The organism is Azotobacter tropicalis (assembly GCF_059739045.1).
The window spans coordinates 3,268,992-3,286,220 of sequence record NZ_AP046059.1 but is presented as its reverse complement, the minus strand read 5'-3'; the positions used below and the strand labels follow the sequence as shown (position 1 = coordinate 3,286,220).

Here is a 17,229-nt window from a genome sequence, read left to right as displayed (position 1 = left end):
AAGCCGATATAAAGGAGGGTACGCTGCGCCGAAGCGCGTTCCGGCGCTCAGAAATGCGCCGGACTGGCGGCACTGATCAGCCTGGCCGCGGCCTCGAAGGGGTTGCGAAAGCGGTGCGGCTGGCCGGCGACCAGGTAGTAGCCGTCGCCGCTCTCGAGGAGGTAGCACTGCTCGCCCACCTGCAGTTCCAGGCGCCCCTCGACGAGGATACCGGCCTCCTCGCCGTCGCGGACCAGCAGCGTCTCGCCGCTGTCGGCTCCCGGCGGATAGGTCACCGAGAGGAAGGCCAGCGCCCGGTCGGGATGCTCCTTGCCGACCAGGCGCATGCTCAGCGGGCCGCGGGACAGCTCGATCTGCTCGGCCGCGCGGTAGACCACCGGGGCGCAGGTTTCCGCTTCCAAGTCGAGGGAGAAGAACTCCATCAGCGACATGGGAATGCCGCCGAGGACCTTCTTCAGGGAGCTGATCGAGGGGCTGACGCTGTTCTTCTCGATCATCGAGATGGTGCTGTTGGTGACGCCCGCACGCTTGGCGAGTTCACGCTGGGAGAGGCCTTTGAGCTTGCGTATGGATTGCAGTCGAATGCCGACGTCCAAGACGGGACTCCTCTCGGGGGCCTGAACAAGTGAAGTTAATGATGGCAACGGCGTTCAGTATTTACAACGCCCCGCCGCAAATTCCGTTCAGTCGTGCCAGAGGCGGGCGACCCGCCGCACGTTGCAGAACAGCTGGTAGGCGATGGTGCCGGCCGCCGCCGCCACCTCGGCGGCCGGCACCTGGGGGCCCCACAGCTCGACCCGGCTGCCGAGGCCGGCCTGGGGCAGATCGGTGAGGTCCACGGTGAGCATATCCATCGACACCCGGCCGATCAGCCGCGCCGGCCGGCCGTCGACGGCGAGCGGCGTGCCGTCCGGCGCGTGCCGCGGGTAGCCGTCGGCATAGCCCATGGCGACCACCCCGACGCGGGTCGGCCGCGGGCTGACGAAGCGCGCGCCGTAACCCACCGGCTCGCCGGCCGGCAGCTCGCGCACGCTGATGATCTTCGACTCCAGGGTCATCACCGGCTGCAGCCGCGCCGCCTGCGCCTGGTAGTGCTCGAAGGGCGTGGCGCCGTAGAGCATGATCCCCGGCCGCAGCCATTCGCCCTCCTGGCCGCGGCGGAACAGCTGCGGCCAGCCGAGCAGCGCCGGAGAGTTGCGCAGGCTGAACTCCCCGCCGAAGCCTTCCGTGGCCGTCGCAAACTGCGCCAGCTGCTCGGCGACCCGCGGGCTGTCCAGCTCGTCGGCACGGGCGAAATGGCTCATGGCGACGATCCTCGCCGCCTTGCCGCTGGCCGCGAGGCGCGCATGGGCCGCCTGGTAGTCGGCCGGCGCGAAGCCGACCCGGTGCATCCCCGAGTCGAGCTTCAGCCAGCAGGTCAACGGCTTCGACAGGGAGGTGCGTTCGATGGCTTCCAGCTGCCAGGGCGAATGCACCACGCACCACAGGTCGTGGCGCTGGATCGGCTCCAGCTCGGCGGCCTCGAAGAAACCTTCCAGCAAGAGGATCGGCGCACGAATGCCGGCCTCGCGCAGCTCCAGCGCTTCCTCGAGGCAGGCCACCGCGAAGCCGTCGGCCTCCGCCGCCAAGGCCTGGGCGCAGCGCACCGCGCCGTGCCCGTAGGCATCGGCCTTGACCACCGCCAGGGCACGGGCGCCGCCCAGTTCGCGGGCCAGGCGATAGTTGTGCCGCAAGGCGGCGAGGTCGATCAGGGCACGGGCGGGGCGCATGGCAGGCGTTCGTCTCGGCAAGAAAGGTTCAGGGCAGCGCGGCGACGACCGTCATCTCCACCCGGGCGTCGTCGCTGTACAGCCGGGCTTCGACGCAGGCGCGCGCCGGCGCGCAGTCGGCCGGCAGCCAGGCGTCCCACACCGCGTTGAGGCCGGCGTAGTCGGCGGCCATGTCCTTCAGGTAGATGGTCACCGAGAGCAGCCGCGACTTGTCGCTGCCGGCCTCGGCGAGCAGCCGGTCGACGTTGGCCAGGGTCTGCCGGGTCTGCTCCTCGATACCGCCGTCGTAGTCGTCCGCCAGTTGCCCGGCCAGGTAGACAGTGCCGTTGTGGACGACGATTTCGCTGTAGCGCGCTTCAGTTCGCAGGCGCCGGATGGACATGGGTGGAGTTCTCCTGGGAGTTGCCGTAGCGGGAAATGTCGAGGCCCGCGGCGCTGATCTGCGGGCGCTTGCGCGCCAGCAGATCGGCCAGCAGGCGGCCGGAGCCGCAGGCCATGGTCCAGCCCAGTGTACCGTGCCCGGTGTTGAGGAACAGGTTGCGGTAGCGGGTCGCGCCCACGATCGGCGTGCCGTCCGGGGTGGCCGGGCGCAGGCCGGTCCAGAACTCGGCGCGGGCCAGGTCGCCGCCGCGGGGATAGAGGTCGCCCACCACCAGCTCCAGGGTTTCGCGCCGGCGCGGGTCGAGCGACAGGTCGAAGCCGGCCAGCTCGGCCATGCCGCCGACGCGGATGCGCGCGTCGAAGCGGGTGATGGCGACCTTGTAGGTCTCGTCGAGGATGGTCGAGGTCGGCGCCAAGGCCGGATCGACGATGGGAATAGTCAGCGAATAGCCCTTGAGCGGGTAGATCGGCGCGCGGATGCCCAGCGGCGCGAGCAGCTGCGGCGAATGGCTGCCGAGGGCCAGCACGTAGTGGTCGGCGCTTTCCAGGCGGCCGTCGATGCGCACGCCGGCGATGCGCTCGCCGTCGCCCTCCAGGCCCTCGATGTGCCGGCCGAAGCGGAACTCCACGCCCAGGGCGACGGCCAGCTCCGCCAGGCGGCTGGTAAACAGCTGGCAGTCGCCGGTCTGGTCGTTGGGCAGGCGCAGCGCGCCGGCCAGCCTTTCGGCGACGCCGGCCAGGGCCGGCTCGACGCGGGCGATGCCGGCACGGTCGAGCAGCTCGTAGGGCACCCCGGAACGCTCCAGCACGGCGATGTCCTGGGCCGCGGCGTCCAGCTGCCGCTGGGTGCGGAACAGCTGGGTAGTGCCCAGTTGGCGCCCCTCGTAGTCGAGGCCGGTCTCGGCGCGCAGCTCGTCGAGGCAGTCGCGGCTGTACTCGGACAGGCGCACCATGCGCTCCTTGTTCAGCGCGTAGCGAGCGGCGGTGCAGTTGCGCAGCAACTGCGCCAGCCAGAGGTACTGGCGCCAGTCGGCGGTCGGCTTGATGGCCAGCGGCGCGTGGCGCTCGAGCAGCCACTTGAGGGCCTTGAGCGGCACGCCGGGCGCCGCCCAGGGCGAGGCGTAGCCGGGCGACACCTGGCCGGCGTTGGCGAAGCTGGTCTCCCTGGCCGGCCCCTCGGCGCGGTCGACCACCGTCACCTCGAAGCCGGCCCGGGCCAGATAGTAGGCCGTGGTGGTGCCGATCACTCCGCTGCCCAGTACCAGTACGCGCATGACGGTTCCCCTTGGAAGCTGCAAACCTTGAATGTCTCCAGTATAAAAAGCCCAAGCCAGTGGCTTTCACCGTTTGAAGGCCGGTATTCAGGTCTTTTTCCAGAGACAGGCGCCTGCGCCCGGAGAATCCTCGTGAGAACCCAGCACCAGAGCCGCCGCGAACTGGACCGCATCGACCGCCATATCCTGCGCCTCCTGCAGCAGGAGGGACGCATCTCCCTCACCGAGCTGGGCGAGCGGGTCGGCCTGTCCACCACGCCCTGCACCGAGCGGGTCCGCCGCCTGGAGCGCGAGGGCTTCATCCTCGGCTATGCGGCGCGGCTCAACCCGCAGTACCTGGAGGCCAGCCTGCTGGTGTTCGTCGAGATCAGCCTGGCCTACAAGTCCGGCGACATCTTCGAGGAGTTCCGCCGGGCGGTGCTGAAGCTGCCCCAGGTGCTGGAATGCCATCTGGTCTCCGGCGACTTCGACTACCTGCTCAAGGCGCGCATCTCGGAGATGGCCTCCTACCGCAAGCTGCTCGGCGACATCCTGCTCAGGCTGCCGCATGTGCGCGAGTCGAAGAGCTACATCGTCATGGAAGAGGTCAAGGAAACCCTGGAACTGCCGGTACCGGAATGAGGAGTCGCCGATGAACGCATCGCCCGTGAGTGCGCCCGCGCCAGCCGACGACGGCCACGCCCCCTCCTACTACGCCGCCACCGCCGGCCCGCTGCCGGCGTTTCCGGTGCTGGAAGGCGAGCGGCGCGCCGACGTGTGCGTGGTCGGCGGCGGTTTCAGCGGGATCAACGCCGCCCTGGAACTGGCCGAGCGCGGCCTCTCGGTGGTCCTGCTGGAGGCCCGGGTGCTCGGCTGGGGGGCCAGCGGGCGCAACGGCGGGCAGCTAATCCGCGGCCTCGGTCACGACCTGGAACGCTTCCGCCCGCTGCTCGGCGCGGACGGCGTGCGCGCCCTGAAGCTGATGGGCCTGGAGGCGGTGGAGATCGTCCGCCGGCGCATCGAACGCCACGCCATCGACTGCGACCTGACCTGGGGCTACTGCGACCTGGCCACCCGGGCGCGGCATGTCGAGCACCTACAGGCCGAATGCGCGGAGCTGCAGGCGCTCGGCTACCGCCACGAGCTGCGTCTGCTGGAGGCCGAGCGGATGCACGAGGTGATCGGCTCGCGGCGCTACTGCGGCGGCCTGCTGGACTGCGGCTCGGGACACCTGCATCCGCTCCGGCTGCTGCTCGGCGAGGCCGCCGCGGCGCAGGCGCTCGGCGTGCGCCTGTTCGAACATTCGCCGGCGACGCGGATCGACCACGGCCGCGAAATCTGCGTGCACACCGCCCGCGGCCGGGTCCGCGCCGCCAGCCTGGTGCTCGCCGGCAACGCGCACATCGGCGACCTGGAACCGGCACTGGCCGGCAAGGTACTGCCGGCCGGCAGCTACCTGATCGCCACCGAACCACTCTCCCCTGCCCTGGCCGCCGAGCTGCTGCCGCAGAACCTGGCGGTCTGCGACCAGCGCGTGGTACTCGACTACTTCCGCCTGTCCGCCGACCGCCGCCTGCTGTTCGGCGGCGCCTGCCACTATTCCGGGCGCGACCCGCGGGACATCGCCGGCTACATGCGGGCGAAGATGCTCAGGGTGTTCCCGCAACTGGCCGGGGTGCGGATCGACTACGCCTGGGGCGGGATGATCGGCATCGGCGCCAACCGCCTGCCACAGATCGGCCGGCTGAAGGAGCAGCCCAACGTCTATTACGCCCAGGCCTATTCCGGCCACGGGCTGAACGCCACCCACCTCGCCGGCCGGCTGCTCGCCGAGGCCATCGCCGGGCAGCAGGGCGGCGGTTTCGACCTGTTCGCCCGGGTACCGCATCGCACCTTCCCCGGCGGCCCGCGCCTGCGCGCGCCGCTGCTGGCCCTGGGCATGTTCTGGTACCGGCTCAGGGAGCTATGCTGAAACGCAGCGATCGGCGTTTTTCCGGAGGATCGATGTGCACCTCCTCGTCCTGCTGGCCCTGCTCTGCCTGGCCGGCTGCACCGGCCTGGCACCGCGGGAGTCCAGCGAGGCCCTGCCGGCCCAGGGCACGCGGCTCGGCGCCAGTGTGCAGACCGCAGCCGGGCGCCATCCGGCCGGGCAATCGGGTTTCCGTCTGCTGACCGACGGCAACGAAGCCTTCGCGGCCCGCGCCGAACTGACCCGCCATGCCCAGCGCAGCCTCGACCTGCAGTACTACATCGCTCACGACGGCCTCAGCACCCGGCTACTCACTGCGGAGCTGCTGCAGGCCGCCGACCGCGGCGTGCGCATTCGCCTCCTGCTCGACGACACCACCAGCGACGGCCGCGACCACCAGATCGCCGTACTGACCGCCCATCCGAACATCCAGATCCGCCTGTTCAATCCGCTGCATCTCGGCCGCGGCCACGGCCTCACCCGCACCCTCGGCCGCGTGCTGTACCTGGCCCGGCAGCACCGGCGCATGCACAACAAGCTCTGGGTGGCCGACAGCAGCGTGGCCATCGTCGGCGGCCGCAACCTCGGCGACGAGTACTTCGATGCCGAGCCGGAACTGAACTTCGCCGACATCGACCTGCTCGGCGCCGGGCCGGTCGCCGGCCATCTGGCGCACAGCTTCGACCAGTACTGGAACAGCGCCCTGAGCGTGCCCATCCAGCAGTTCCTCTATCGACCGCCTTCGCCCCGGGCGCTGGCGAGGCTGCGCAGCCGCCTGCAGCGGTCGCTGAGCCGCGCCGCCATCGAGCAGCCGGAACGGCATGGCAGCCTGACCCTCTACCGCCGCGAGCCGCGCCTGCGGCGCTGGCTGGAACAGCTGACCTGGGCCCACAGCCAGGCGCTCTGGGACGCTCCGGCCAAGGTGCTCAGCGAGGATCCGCCCGATCCGCATCTGCTGCTCAGCGCGCAGCTGGCCCCCGAGCTGCAGCAGGTCTCCCGCGAGTTGATCCTGATCTCCGCCTACCTGGTGCCCACCGCCAACGGTCTCGTCTATCTGACCGGCCTGGCCGACGGCGGCGTACGCGTCAGCCTGCTGACCAACTCGCTGGAGGCCACCGACGTGCCCATCGTCCACGGCGGCTATGCGCCCTATCGCAAGCCGCTGCTCGGCCATGGCGTACGGCTGTTCGAGCTGCGCCGGCAGGGCGACGGCAGCGGCTCGCGCTACAGCTGGAGCGGCACCTCGGCCTCGGCCCTGCACAGCAAGGCGGCCATTCTCGACCGGCGCAAGGTGTTCATCGGCTCGCTCAATTTCGATCCCCGCTCGCTGCTGTGGAATACCGAGGTCGGCGTGCTGGTGGACAGCCCGGCGCTGGCCGAACGGATGAGCGAACTGGCCTGGAGGGGATGCGGCCGACGATCAGCTACGAGGTGCGTCTGGTCGAGCGCGACGGCCGGCGACGGCTGGTCTGGATCGCCGAGGACAACGGCCGACGCCACGCGCTGGACCAGGAGCCCGGCAGCCTCTGGCGGCATGTCAATGCCTGGCTGGCGGAGCTGATCGGCCTGGAGAACCTGCTCTGAACAACCGCGCCCGGCTAGGAGGCATCGCCGGCCGCCGGACGGCAGCCGGTCAGCAGCAGGAAACCGGCCGCGCCGGCAGCCATGAACAGCGGCAGCGCATGGCCGCTCAGCCACTGGCTGGCGGCGCCGGTGGCCAGCGGCCCGAGCAGGCAGCCGACGCCCCACAGCTGGGCCACATGGGCGTTGGCGCGGACCAGCTGCGCGTCGCGAAAACGCTCGCCGACGAGGATCAGGGCCAGGGTGAACAGGCCGCCCGCGCTGGCGCCGAACAGGACCAGCAGCGGCCAGATGAAGGCGCTCTGCAACAGCGCCGGAATCGCCAGGCTGACCAGCAGCAGGACCAGGCCGCAGGCGCGGAACAGCGCCTGGCGCGGCACCCGGTCGGCGAGCCAGCCGAGCGGCAGCTGCAGCAGCGCATCGCCGATCACCACCGCGCTGGCCAGGCGCAGCGCGGTCGTCTGGTCCAGTCCCTGGCGCAGGCCGTAGACCGGCAGCAGGATGAGGATCATCACCTCGAAGGAAGCGAACAGCACCACCGCCCAGGCCACCGTCGGCAGGTGCCGGCAGAAACCGAACAGCCCGCGCCCAGCGCCGGGCCGGGCCTCCATCCGCGGCGCACCGCACGCGCCGAGCAGAAGCAGCGCGCCACCGAGCATGAGCAGCACCGCCGTCCAGAAGCCGGCATTCCCGGCGGTCCCCAGCCGGGTCAGCAACAGCGGGCCGGACAACTGGCTCAGCGCATAGCCGGTGCCGTAGAGCGCCACCAGCCGGCCGCGCCAGGCCTCCACGGCCAGCTGGTTGATCCAGCTCTCGCCAAGGACGAACACCAGGGTCAGGCTCACGCCGAGCCACAGGCGCAGCACCAGCCACAGCGGATAGTTCGGCAGCAGGGCCAGCAGCGCCATCGACAGCGCCCCGACCAGCAGGCTCAGACGCATCAGCCGCGCCGCGCCGAAGACCGTCGCCAGGCGACCGGCCAGGGAGGCGCCGAGCAGCACGCCGATGCCCGGCATCGCCGCCATCACCCCGATGGCGAAGGAGCCGTGGCCCCAGCCCGCCAGGCGCAGGGAGACCAGCGGCAGGCTCAGGCCGAGGGCCAGCCCGACGCTGATCACCGCGGCGCAGACGGCGAAATAGCTGGCCCAGGGCATGGCGGCCGCCAGCGGATCCGGCGAGGGTTCCGGGCGGGTCATGTCAGGACGGGACCATCACAGCTTGATCCAGGTGGCCTTCAACTCGGTGTACTTGTCGAAAGCGTGCAGCGACTTGTCGCGGCCGTTGCCGGACTGCTTGAAGCCACCGAACGGCGCGGTCATGTCGCCGCCGTCGTACTGGTTGATCCACACGCTGCCGGCGCGCAGCGCCCGGGCGGTGCGGTGGGCCTTGGACAGGTCGCGGGTCCAGAGCGCCGCGGCCAGGCCGTAGCTGGTGTCGTTGGCGATCTGCACCGCCTCCTCGGCGGTGTCGAAGGCGATCACCGAGAGCACCGGACCGAAGATTTCCTCGCGGGCGATCTTCATGGCGTTGCTCACCCCGTCGAACACCGTCGGCTCGACATAGGTGCCGCCGGTTTCCTCTAGGATACGTCGGCCGCCGGCCAGCAGGCTGGCGCCTTCGCCCAGCCCGGCCTCGATGTAGCCGAGCACGGTGTCCAGCTGCTGGCGGTCCACCAGGGCGCCGACGTTGGTCGCCGGGTCCAGCGGATGGCCGGGCCGCCAGGTCTTCAGCGCCTCCAGCAGCAGCGGCAGGAATTCATCCTTGATCGAGCGCTCGACCAACAGGCGCGAGCCGGCGGTGCACACCTCGCCCTGGTTGAAGGCGATGGCGCCCGCCGCAGCCTCGGCGGCGGCCCCGAGGTCCGGCGCGTCGGCGAAGACGATGTTCGGGCTCTTGCCGCCGGCCTCCAGCCAGACGCGCTTCATGTTCGACTCGCCGGCATAGATCATCAGCTGCTTGGCAACCCGGGTCGAGCCGGTGAACACCAGGCAGTCGACGTCCATGTGCAGCGCCAGCGCCGTGCCCACCGTATGGCCGTAGCCGGCAGCACGTTGAGCACGCCGGGCGGGATGCCCGCCTCGAGCGCCAGTTGGGCGAGGCGGATGGCGGTCAAGGGCGACTTCTCCGAGGGCTTGAGGACCACCGAGTTGCCGCTGGCCAGCGCCGGCCCGAGCTTCCAGCAGGCCATCAGCAGCGGGAAGTTCCACGGCACGATGGCCGCCACCACGCCGACCGGCTCGCGGGTGACCAGGCCCAGTTCGTCGCCGGGGGTCGCGGCCACCTCGCCGTAGAGCTTGTCGATCGCCTCGCCGCTCCAGCGCAGCGCGCGGGCCGCGGCCGGCACGTCGATCCGCAGCGCGTCCCTGATCGGCTTGCCCATGTCCAGGGTTTCCAGCAGAGCCAGCTCCTCGCGGTGGATTTCCAGCAGCTCGGCCAGGCGGATCATCACCGCCTTGCGCTTGGCCGGCGCCAGGCGCGACCAGCGGCCGTCCTCGAAGCTGCGCCGCGCCGCCGCCACCGCCAGCTCGGCATCGGCCGCCGCACAGCTGGCCACCTGCGCCAGCCGGCGCCCGTCGATCGGGCTCAGGCAGTCGAAGGTCGCGCCGTCGGCGGCTGTCAGGTACTGGCCATCGACGAAGGCGCGGCCCTCGATAGTCAAGCTGCGGGCACGTTCTTCCCAGTCGGTGCGCGTCGGGGTGGTCATGAAGGCATCCTCGGGTCACTGGAGCGATCGGGACACCCTACCCCCCGCCCCGGGGCTTTCAATACGGACATCGGGCCCGAAAACGAAGAAGCCCGCCAAAAGGCGGGCCTCTTCGTCAGGCAGCCGGATCAATCACTTGATCTTGGCTTCCTTGTAGATCACATGCTTGCGCACGACGGGATCGTACTTCTTGATCTCGATCTTGTCGGGGGTGGTGCGCTTGTTCTTGTCGGTGGTGTAGAAGTGGCCGGTACCGGCGCTGGACACCAGACGGATCAGTTCACGCATGATTCTCTCCTCAAACCTTCTCGCCGCGAGCACGCAGCTCGGCCAGCACTACGTCGATACCGCGCTTGTCGATGATGCGCATGCCCTTGGCGGAAACGCGCAGACGCACGAAACGCTTCTCGGACTCGACCCAGAAGCGGTGATGCTGCAGGTTCGGCAGGAAACGACGACGGGTTTTGTTGTTCGCGTGGGAAATGTTGTTCCCGGTAACCGGACCCTTACCGGTCACTTGACAGACTCTCGACATGCCTCAGCCCTCAAAAACCACATGCCCAACCCGGCATGGGTTGGCCGCTTATCTTTCAGTCATTCGGCGCCCGGCGGTTCGAGCGGAAGGCTTCCGCACGCCAGCTGCGCCACGATTCATCGGGGTCTGACCGGCTGTCACTGCCGACGCAGGAAGCGGGCCCCTAGAAAAGAGCGCTGCTTTATATCAGAAAGCCCCCCAAGGGGCAAGAATCGCAAGGCTTCGGGCGGCCGCCGACGACGGGCCGAACCCCATGAGTCCGCCCTCTTCGAGCGCTCGCGAAGCCTCAGTCCCGGTAGGAAGCATCCAGCGCGTCGACCTTCCGCACCCAGGCATCGAACATCGCCTTGCAGAGCTGCGGCTGCCGGGCGCCGGCCTGGAGGCGGGTCCGGGCCAGTACGTCCGCCGGCAGGCGCGTCATGGACCCGGCGCAGGCGGCGGCGATCTGGATGTCGCAGGCGCGCTGCAGCAGCCACAGCCACATGAAGGCCTCCTCGAGCGTCTCGCCCCAGGTCAGCAGGCCATGGTTGCGCAGGATGACCACGCGCTTGTCGCCGATGCTCGCGAGCATCCGCTCCCGCTCGCCGAGGTTCACCGTCACGCCCTCGAAGTCGTGATAGGCGACCTGGTCGTGCAATTGCGCCCCGTAGAACGAATCGTGGGACAACCCCTCCTCCAGGCAGGCGACCGCGCTGCCGGTGGTCGTGTGCGTGTGCATGACGCAATGGGCAGCCTGGATATGGCCGTGGATGGCGCCGTGAATCACGAAGCCCGCCAGGTTGACCGGATGCTCGGCCGGGCGGACGGGCCGCCCCTCGAGATCGACGGCGACGAGATTCGACGCCGTCACTTCGCCGTAGTGCAGCCCGAACGGATTGATCAGAAAGACCGTCTCCGGCCCGGGCACGCGCAGCGTGATGTGATTGAAGATGGACTCGGTCCAGCCCAGCTGGTCGAAGATGCGATAGCAGGCGGCGAGCCGCACCCGGGCCTGTCGCTCCGCCTCGGTGATCGGCAGCCGCCGGTCGCTGCGGCGAGGCGCCCGGTCCATCAGCAGACTCCTGGGCTTCGCGCTGTCGCTCATGTCCGTTGCCTCCTGCGCGCCCTGATACCTGTCGAAGGATAGCCTTCGTTACGGCGCCCTATATGGCATGCAGGCCAAATCGCCTACCGAAACGTACGGGTATGGGCACGCCATCTTCCGGGGAAACTGCTCTAGGATAGGTTCCCTCGCCGGAGACTCACCCGTCCGCCCCTTCAGGAGCCCCGCATGCGCCTCGCCCTTCTTCCGCTGTTGTTCGCCCCGTTGCTGGCCCAGGCCGCCAGTCTCGTCGTCTGCACCGAGGCCAGCCCGGAGGGGTTCGATGTGGTGCGCTACAACTCGCTGACCACCACCAACGCCTCCGCCGACGTGCTGATGGACCGCCTGGTCGAGTTCGACCCACAGAGCGGCCGGCTGCGGCCCGGCCTGGCGCAGCACTGGCAGGTGTCGGCGGACGGCCTGGTCTACGAGTTCCGGCTGCGCGAGGGCGTGGCCTTCCACCAGACTCCCTGGTTCACCCCGAGCCGGACGCTGAGCGCCGAGGACGTGCTGTTCAGCTTCCGACGCATGCTCGACCCCGAGCATCCCTGGCACCAGAGCGCACCGGGCGGCTACCCCCACGCCCAGTCGATGCAGCTGGGCGAGCTGATCCGCAGCATCGAGGCGATCGAGCCGCTACGGGTGCGCTTCACCCTCGCCCGTCCCGACGCCACCTTCCTCGCCACCCTGAGCATGGGCTTCGCCTCCATCTATTCGGCCGAGTACGCCGCCCGGCTACTGGCCGCCGGTACGCCGGAGAAACTCGACAGCCAGCCGGTCGGCACCGGCCCCTTCGTGCTCAAGCGTTATCAGAAGGACGCGCTGGTACGCTATCTGGCCAATACCGCTTACTTCGCCGGAAAGCCTGCGGTCGACGGGCTGGTCCTGGCCATCACTCCGGACGCCAACGTGCGCCTGCAGCGCCTGCGCCGCGGCGAGTGCCAGATCGCCCTGTCGCCGAAGCCGCAGGACGTGCGCGCGGCGCAGGACGACCCGAGCCTCGCGGTGGTCGCCACGCCGGCCTTCATGACCGCCTTCGTCGCCCTCAACACCCGGCACCCGCCGCTGGACAAGCCGGAGGTGCGCCAGGCGATCAATCTCGCCTTCGACAAGGCCAGCTACCTGAAAGCGGTGTTCGAAGACAGCGCACAGCCCGCCGACGGCCCCTACCCGCCGAACACCTGGAGTTATGCCGCCGACCTGCCGGTCTACCCCCACGACCCAACCAAGGCCCGCGAACTGCTGGCCAAAGCCGGCCTGGCGGAGGGTTTCAAAACCACCCTCTGGACACGCCCGACCGGCAGCCTGCTCAATCCCAACCCCGCGCTCGGCGCCCAGCTGTTGCAGGCCGATCTGGCCAAGGTCGGCATCCAGGCAGAGATCCGGGTGATCGAATGGGGCGAGCTGATCCGCCACGCCAAGGCCGGCGAGCACGACCTGTTGTTCATGGGTTGGGCCGGCGACAACGGCGACCCGGACAACTTCCTCACCCCGCAGTTCGCCTGCGCCTCGGTCGAGTCGGGGCTGAACTTCGCCCGCTACTGCGATCCCCGGCTGGACCGGCTGATCGCCGAGGGCAAGCGCACCGGCGACCCGGCCGAGCGCAGCCGGCTGTACCGGGAGGCGCAGAAGCTGATCCGCGAGCAGGCGCTTTGGCTACCGCTGGCCCACCCGACCGCTGCCGCACTGACTCGCAAGGCCGTCGTGGGCTACCAGGCCAGCCCGTTCGGGCGCCAGGATTTCAGCAAGGTGCGGCTGGACCGCTGAGAGAAAGAGGGAAATCCGTGTAGACGGCAGCGACGCTGCCGTCTGTGGGTAACGCTGCGCGGTTACCCACCCTACGGGGAAGGAGGTTACGCCAGGATCGAGCCCTTGAGCTTGCTCAGGGCGCTCTTCTCCAGTTGGCGGATGCGCTCGGCGGAAACCTTGTACTTGGCTGCCAAGTCGTGCAGCGTGGCCTTCTCCTCGGCCAGCCAGCGCTGGTAGAGGATGTCGCGGCTGCGCTCGTCGAGCCCGTCCAGGGCCTCGTGCAGGTTGGCCGTGGCGCTGTCGCTCCAGTCGGCTTCCTCCAGCTGGCGCGCCGGATCGTAGCGCTGGTCCTCGAGGTAATGGGCCGGAGCCTGGAAGGCGCTGTCGTCGTCGGCATCGGTAGCCGGGTCGAAGGCCATGTCCTGGCCGCTCAGGCGGCTTTCCATCTCGCGCACTTCGTGCGGCTCGACGCCCAGGCTCTCGGCCACGGCATCGACCTCGTCGTTGTTCAGCCAGGCCAGGCGCTTCTTCTGGCTGCGCAGGTTGAAGAACAGCTTGCGCTGCGCCTTGGTGGTGGCGATCTTGACGATGCGCCAGTTGCGCAGGATGAACTCGTGGATCTCGGCGCGAATCCAGTGCACCGCGAAGGACACCAGGCGCACGCCCATTTCCGGGTTGAAGCGCTTGACGGCCTTCATCAGGCCGACATTGCCTTCCTGGATCAGGTCGGACTGGGCCAGACCGTAGCCGGAATAGCTGCGCGCGATGTGGACGACGAAGCGCAGGTGCGCCAGCACCATTTGCCGCGCGGCTTCGAGGTCCTGCTGGTAGTAGAGACGATCGGCCAGTTCGCGCTCCTGTTCGGCCGTCAGCAGCGGAATGCTGTTGACCGCATGCACGTAGGCCTCCAGGTTGGCACCGGGGACCAGGGCAGCAACAGGTTGCAGGGAATTGGTCATGCGAATCCTCCGACTCACTGGGAATAGGCAGTGTAGCACCAGCGGATTTGACTGCAAGCCATCGCCGCAGCTCCGCTGCCAGGCGGGCCGGACCGTTCGCCGATCAGCGCGGCGCCAGCTCGCTCAGGTGCCGCGCCACGGCCAGCCAGGCGCCGACATAACCGAGCAGGACGGCCCCGAGCAGCAGCGACAGACCGTCCTCCAGCGGCACCCCGCCAAGGGCGAAATCGCTGCCGTAAAGCCCGGCCAGGCGCAGCACCGCCGCGTTCAGCCAGTCGAGCCCGTAGAACAGCACCAGCCAGGCCAGCAGCCCGGCGCCGCAGCCGTACAGCGTGCCCATGTAGAGGAAGGGCCGGCGCACATAGCCGTCGGTGCCGCCGACCAGCTTGATCACCTCGATCTCGCTGCGGCGGTTCTCGATGTGCAGGCGGATGGTGTTGCCGATCACCAGCAGCAGGGCCAGCACCAGCATCAGGGAAAGACCGAAGACGAAGCGCTCGCCGAGCGCGAGGATCGCACCGAGACGCTCGACCCAGAGCAGGTCGAGCTGTGCCAGCTGCACGCCGGACAGATCCGCCAGCTGTTCGCGCAGCGATTCGAGGCCGGCCTTGTCGATCTCCCGGGGGTGACCAGGACCACTCCGGGCAGCGGGTTTTCCGGCAGCTCGCGGAGCGCCTCGCCGAGCCCGGACTGGCGCTGGAACTCCTCCAGCCCCTGCTCGCGACCGATCCACTCAGCCTCGGCCACTTCCGGCAGCGCGGCGATCCGCGCCCGCAGGCGCTCGCCCGCCGCGTCGTCCACCTCCGGCGCCGTGAACAGCGAAATTTGCGCGGCGCGCTGCCAGGAGCCGCCGAGCCGCTCGATGTCGTCGAGCAGCAGCGACAGTCCCATCGGCAGGCTGAGGGCGACGGCCATCGCCAGGCAGGTGAGGAAACTGCCCAGGGGTTGACGGCCGAGCCGGCGCAGGCTGTCGAACAGGCTGGCGCGGTGGCTGTCCAGCCAGGCCGCCAGCAGCGTGGCGAAATCCGGCTCCTCGCCCTTCACTTCCGTTCTGGGCAGGGCTCCGACCCGTTCGGACGGGCGCGGCTCGGGCATGTTGGAGTCGCTCATCAGGCGGCCTCCCCGTCGGCGATCAGGCGGCCGCGCTGCAGGGTGAGCAAGCGGTGGCGCATGCGCGCGATCAGCGCCAGGTCGTGACTGGCGATCAGCACCGTAGTGCCGAGACGGTTGATGTCCTCGAACACCTTCATGATTTCCGCGGCCAGGCGCGGGTCGAGGTTGCCGGTCGGTTCGTCGGCCAGCAGCAGGGCCGGCTGGTGGACCACCGCGCGGGCGATGCCGACCCGCTGCTGCTGGCCGGTGGACAGGTCGGCCGGGAACTGCTCGGCCTTGTCCTGCAGGCTGACCCGCTCCAGGGCGAGCAGGGTACGCCGGGCGATCTCGTCCTTGCGCAGGCCGAGAATCTTCAACGGCAGGGCCACGTTGTCGAACACGCTGCGGTCGAAGAGCAACTGGTGATTCTGGAACACCACGCCGATCTGCCGGCGCAGGAAGGGGATCTGCGCGGTGGTGATGCTCGACAGGTCCTGCCCGGCGAGCAGCAGCCGGCCGCTGGTCGGCCGCTCCATGGCCAGCAGCAGGCGCAGCAGGGTGCTCTTGCCGGCGCCGGAATGGCCGGTGACGAACAGGAACTCGCCGTGCCGCACGCGAAAGCTCAGCTCGTGCAGGCCGACATGGCCGTTGGGGTAGCGCTTGCCGACCTGTTCGAAGCGGATCATTGCGCCGGCTTCTCCGCGAACAGCGCGCGGACGAACTCCTCGGCGACGAAGTTGCGCAGATCGTCGACGCCCTCGCCGACACCGATGTAGCGGATCGGCAGGCCGAACTGCTTGGCCAGGGCGAAGATCACCCCGCCCTTGGCGGTGCCGTCCAGCTTGGTCAGCGCCAGCCCGGTGATCTCCACCGCCTGGTTGAACTGCTTGGTCTGGCTGATGGCGTTCTGTCCGGTGCCGGCATCCAGCACCAGCAGCACCTCGTGGGGTGCCGTGTCGTCCAGCTTGCCGAGTACCCGGCGGACCTTCTTCAACTCTTCCATGAGATTGTCCTTGGTGTGCAGGCGGCCGGCGGTATCGGCGATCAGCACGTCCATGCCGCGCGCCTTGGCGGCCTGCAGGGCATCGAAGATCACCGAGGCGGAATCGGCGCCGGTGTGCTGGGCGATCACCGGAATCCGGTTGCGCTCGCCCCACACCTGCAGCTGCTCGACAGCCGCGGCGCGGAAGGTGTCGCCGGCGGCGAGCATGACCTTCTTGCCGTCCTGCTGCAGGCGCGCGGCCAGCTTGCCGATGGTGGTGGTCTTGCCGACGCCGTTGACGCCGACCACTAGGATCACGTAAGGCCGCTGCGCGGATTCGAGGGCCAGCGGCTGCTCGACCGGCTTGAGCAGTGCGGTCAGTTCCTCCTGCAGGGCCCGGTACAGCGCCTCGCTGTCGGCCAGCTCCTTGCGCGCCACCCGCTGGGTCAGACTCTGGATGATCGCCGTGGTGGCCTCGACGCCGACGTCGGCGAGCAGCAGGCGGGTTTCCAGCTCCTCCAGCAGCTCGTCGTCGATCGCCTTCTCGCCGAGGAACAGGCTGGCCATACCCTCGCCGAGGTTGGAGCCGGTCTTGGCCAGCCCTTGGCGGAGCCGGGCGAAGAAGCCGGACTTGTTCGGCCGCGGGGCGGGCTGGGCGACCGGGACCGGGACTTCGGCCTCGACCGCCGGCAGCGATTCGGACTCGCTCACGGGCACCGGCTCCGCAGCGGGAGCCGGCGCGCTGCGCCAACGGCTGGAGAAGACCACCTCTTCCTCGGCTGCGGCAGGCGCCGGCTCGGCGACCTCGGGCACGGACGATGCGGCGACCGAGGTCACGGCCGTGCCTCGTCGCGCGGCGGCTGTGGCTCGGGCTCGGCCGGACGGGCAGCCTCGACCGTGTCCTCCGCCCGCGGCGGCTCGCTGCCGGCCTCGTCAGGAACGGGCTCCTCGGGAGTGGGCGCCGGTGCGGCTTGTTCTTTCTTGCGGAACCAGCCGAACAGGCCTTTCTTTTCTCCGGCCTCGGCCGGCTTCTTGTCGTCGTTTGAACCAAACATGCAGACGGCTTTCTCACGGGGGGCGATGAGACCGGCGGGGTTGGCCGCCGGCGAAACGGATGGTTATCCTAGCACCTCCCCGCCCGCCGGGCTAAGCTCGCGGGCCGCCCCACAGGTCC

At 69.5% G+C, this 17,229-nt stretch carries 13 protein-coding genes and 4 pseudogenes; 4 read left to right on the top strand and 13 right to left on the bottom strand.

Annotation, left to right across the window (positions count from 1 at the left end):
• Positions 1-47 precede the first annotated feature (47 nt).
• The 4 genes from Atro_RS15510 to dadA form a co-directional block, all read right to left on the bottom strand.
• Positions 48-596, bottom strand: coding sequence for a helix-turn-helix domain-containing protein (locus Atro_RS15510; RefSeq protein WP_497923643.1), 549 nt, complete (start codon positions 594-596; stop codon positions 48-50).
• Positions 597-683: 87 nt separating this feature from the next.
• Positions 684-1,769 (bottom strand): alanine racemase, encoded by a 1,086-nt coding sequence (gene alr / locus Atro_RS15505; protein ID WP_497923641.1) that lies wholly within the window; start codon positions 1,767-1,769, stop codon positions 684-686.
• A 28-nt stretch (positions 1,770-1,797) separates the two neighbouring features.
• Positions 1,798-2,151 carry a RidA family protein gene (locus tag Atro_RS15500; RefSeq protein ID WP_497923640.1) on the bottom strand — a complete coding sequence of 118 codons (354 nt, stop codon included), beginning with the start codon at positions 2,149-2,151 and terminating at the stop codon, positions 1,798-1,800.
• Positions 2,126-3,424, bottom strand: a complete 1,299-nt coding sequence (gene dadA, locus Atro_RS15495; RefSeq protein WP_497923638.1) for a D-amino acid dehydrogenase — start codon at positions 3,422-3,424, stop codon at positions 2,126-2,128. The genes Atro_RS15500 and dadA overlap by 26 nt, the downstream gene beginning before the upstream one ends.
• A 132-nt stretch (positions 3,425-3,556) precedes the next feature.
• On the opposite strand from dadA, the gene lrp reads away from it, so the two are divergent.
• The 3 genes and pseudogenes from lrp to Atro_RS15480 all read left to right on the top strand — a co-directional run bounded on the left by lrp (position 3,557) and on the right by Atro_RS15480 (position 6,956).
• Positions 3,557-4,045, top strand: a complete 489-nt coding sequence (gene lrp / locus Atro_RS15490; protein WP_497923636.1) for a leucine-responsive transcriptional regulator Lrp — start codon at positions 3,557-3,559, stop codon at positions 4,043-4,045.
• Between the two features lie 10 nt (positions 4,046-4,055).
• Positions 4,056-5,375, top strand: a complete 1,320-nt coding sequence (locus Atro_RS15485) for an NAD(P)/FAD-dependent oxidoreductase (RefSeq protein WP_497923634.1) — start codon at positions 4,056-4,058, stop codon at positions 5,373-5,375.
• A 28-nt stretch (positions 5,376-5,403) separates the two neighbouring features.
• A pseudogene (locus Atro_RS15480) lies at positions 5,404-6,956 on the top strand (phospholipase D family protein).
• Between the two features lie 14 nt (positions 6,957-6,970).
• On the opposite strand, the gene Atro_RS15475 reads toward Atro_RS15480, so the two are convergent.
• The 5 genes and pseudogenes from Atro_RS15475 to Atro_RS15455 form a co-directional block, all read right to left on the bottom strand.
• Entirely contained in the window at positions 6,971-8,107 is a 1,137-nt protein-coding gene (locus Atro_RS15475; protein ID WP_497927696.1) for an MFS transporter, read from the bottom strand.
• Positions 8,108-8,164: 57 nt separating this feature from the next.
• Positions 8,165-9,657 (bottom strand): annotated as a pseudogene (locus Atro_RS15470) (aldehyde dehydrogenase).
• Between the two features lie 132 nt (positions 9,658-9,789).
• Complete coding sequence (gene rpmG, locus Atro_RS15465; protein WP_012703270.1) at positions 9,790-9,945, bottom strand: 50S ribosomal protein L33; 156 nt, start codon at positions 9,943-9,945, stop codon at positions 9,790-9,792.
• Between the two features lie 10 nt (positions 9,946-9,955).
• Positions 9,956-10,192: a 50S ribosomal protein L28 gene (gene rpmB / locus Atro_RS15460; protein ID WP_012703271.1), complete on the bottom strand. Its 237-nt coding sequence runs from the start codon at positions 10,190-10,192 to the stop codon at positions 9,956-9,958.
• Between the two features lie 286 nt (positions 10,193-10,478).
• Positions 10,479-11,276, bottom strand: a complete 798-nt coding sequence (locus tag Atro_RS15455) for a class II aldolase/adducin family protein (protein ID WP_497923631.1) — start codon at positions 11,274-11,276, stop codon at positions 10,479-10,481.
• 186 nt (positions 11,277-11,462) lie between these two features.
• Between Atro_RS15455 and Atro_RS15450 the strand changes: the two genes are divergently transcribed.
• Entirely contained in the window at positions 11,463-13,040 is a 1,578-nt protein-coding gene (locus Atro_RS15450; protein ID WP_497923629.1) for an ABC transporter substrate-binding protein, read from the top strand.
• An 86-nt stretch (positions 13,041-13,126) separates the two neighbouring features.
• Here the strand turns inward: Atro_RS15450 and rpoH are convergent, their stop codons facing one another.
• From rpoH to ftsY, 4 genes and pseudogenes are all read right to left on the bottom strand, one after another.
• Positions 13,127-13,981, bottom strand: coding sequence for an RNA polymerase sigma factor RpoH (gene rpoH, locus Atro_RS15445; protein WP_497923628.1), 855 nt, complete (start codon positions 13,979-13,981; stop codon positions 13,127-13,129).
• Positions 13,982-14,084: 103 nt separating this feature from the next.
• Positions 14,085-15,091, bottom strand: a pseudogene (gene ftsX, locus Atro_RS15440) (permease-like cell division protein FtsX).
• Positions 15,091-15,759 (bottom strand): cell division ATP-binding protein FtsE, encoded by a 669-nt coding sequence (ftsE, locus tag Atro_RS15435; RefSeq protein ID WP_497923626.1) that lies wholly within the window; start codon positions 15,757-15,759, stop codon positions 15,091-15,093. Before ftsE ends, ftsX begins: the two are co-directional and overlap by 1 nt.
• Positions 15,756-17,110: pseudogene (gene ftsY, locus Atro_RS15430) on the bottom strand (signal recognition particle-docking protein FtsY). Before ftsY ends, ftsE begins: the two are co-directional and overlap by 4 nt.
• Positions 17,111-17,229: the final 119 nt, after the last annotated feature.

Bases quoted from the DNA above. Each gene is read 5' to 3' on its own strand.
- alr (WP_497923641.1), bottom strand. From the start codon at position 1,769: ATGCGCCCCGCCCGTGCCCTGATCGACCTCGCCGCCTTGCGGCACAAC.
- Atro_RS15500 (WP_497923640.1), bottom strand. From the start codon at position 2,151: ATGTCCATCCGGCGCCTGCGAACTGAAGCGCGCTACAGCGAAATCGTC.
- dadA (WP_497923638.1), bottom strand. From the start codon at position 3,424: ATGCGCGTACTGGTACTGGGCAGCGGAGTGATCGGCACCACCACGGCC.
- Atro_RS15485 (WP_497923634.1), top strand. From the start codon at position 4,056: ATGAACGCATCGCCCGTGAGTGCGCCCGCGCCAGCCGACGACGGCCAC.
- Atro_RS15475 (WP_497927696.1), bottom strand. From the start codon at position 8,107: ATGCCCTGGGCCAGCTATTTCGCCGTCTGCGCCGCGGTGATCAGCGTC.
- rpmG (WP_012703270.1), bottom strand. From the start codon at position 9,945: ATGCGTGAACTGATCCGTCTGGTGTCCAGCGCCGGTACCGGCCACTTC.
- rpmB (WP_012703271.1), bottom strand. From the start codon at position 10,192: ATGTCGAGAGTCTGTCAAGTGACCGGTAAGGGTCCGGTTACCGGGAAC.
- Atro_RS15455 (WP_497923631.1), bottom strand. From the start codon at position 11,276: ATGAGCGACAGCGCGAAGCCCAGGAGTCTGCTGATGGACCGGGCGCCT.
- Atro_RS15450 (WP_497923629.1), top strand. From the start codon at position 11,463: ATGCGCCTCGCCCTTCTTCCGCTGTTGTTCGCCCCGTTGCTGGCCCAG.
- rpoH (WP_497923628.1), bottom strand. From the start codon at position 13,981: ATGACCAATTCCCTGCAACCTGTTGCTGCCCTGGTCCCCGGTGCCAAC.
- ftsE (WP_497923626.1), bottom strand. From the start codon at position 15,759: ATGATCCGCTTCGAACAGGTCGGCAAGCGCTACCCCAACGGCCATGTC.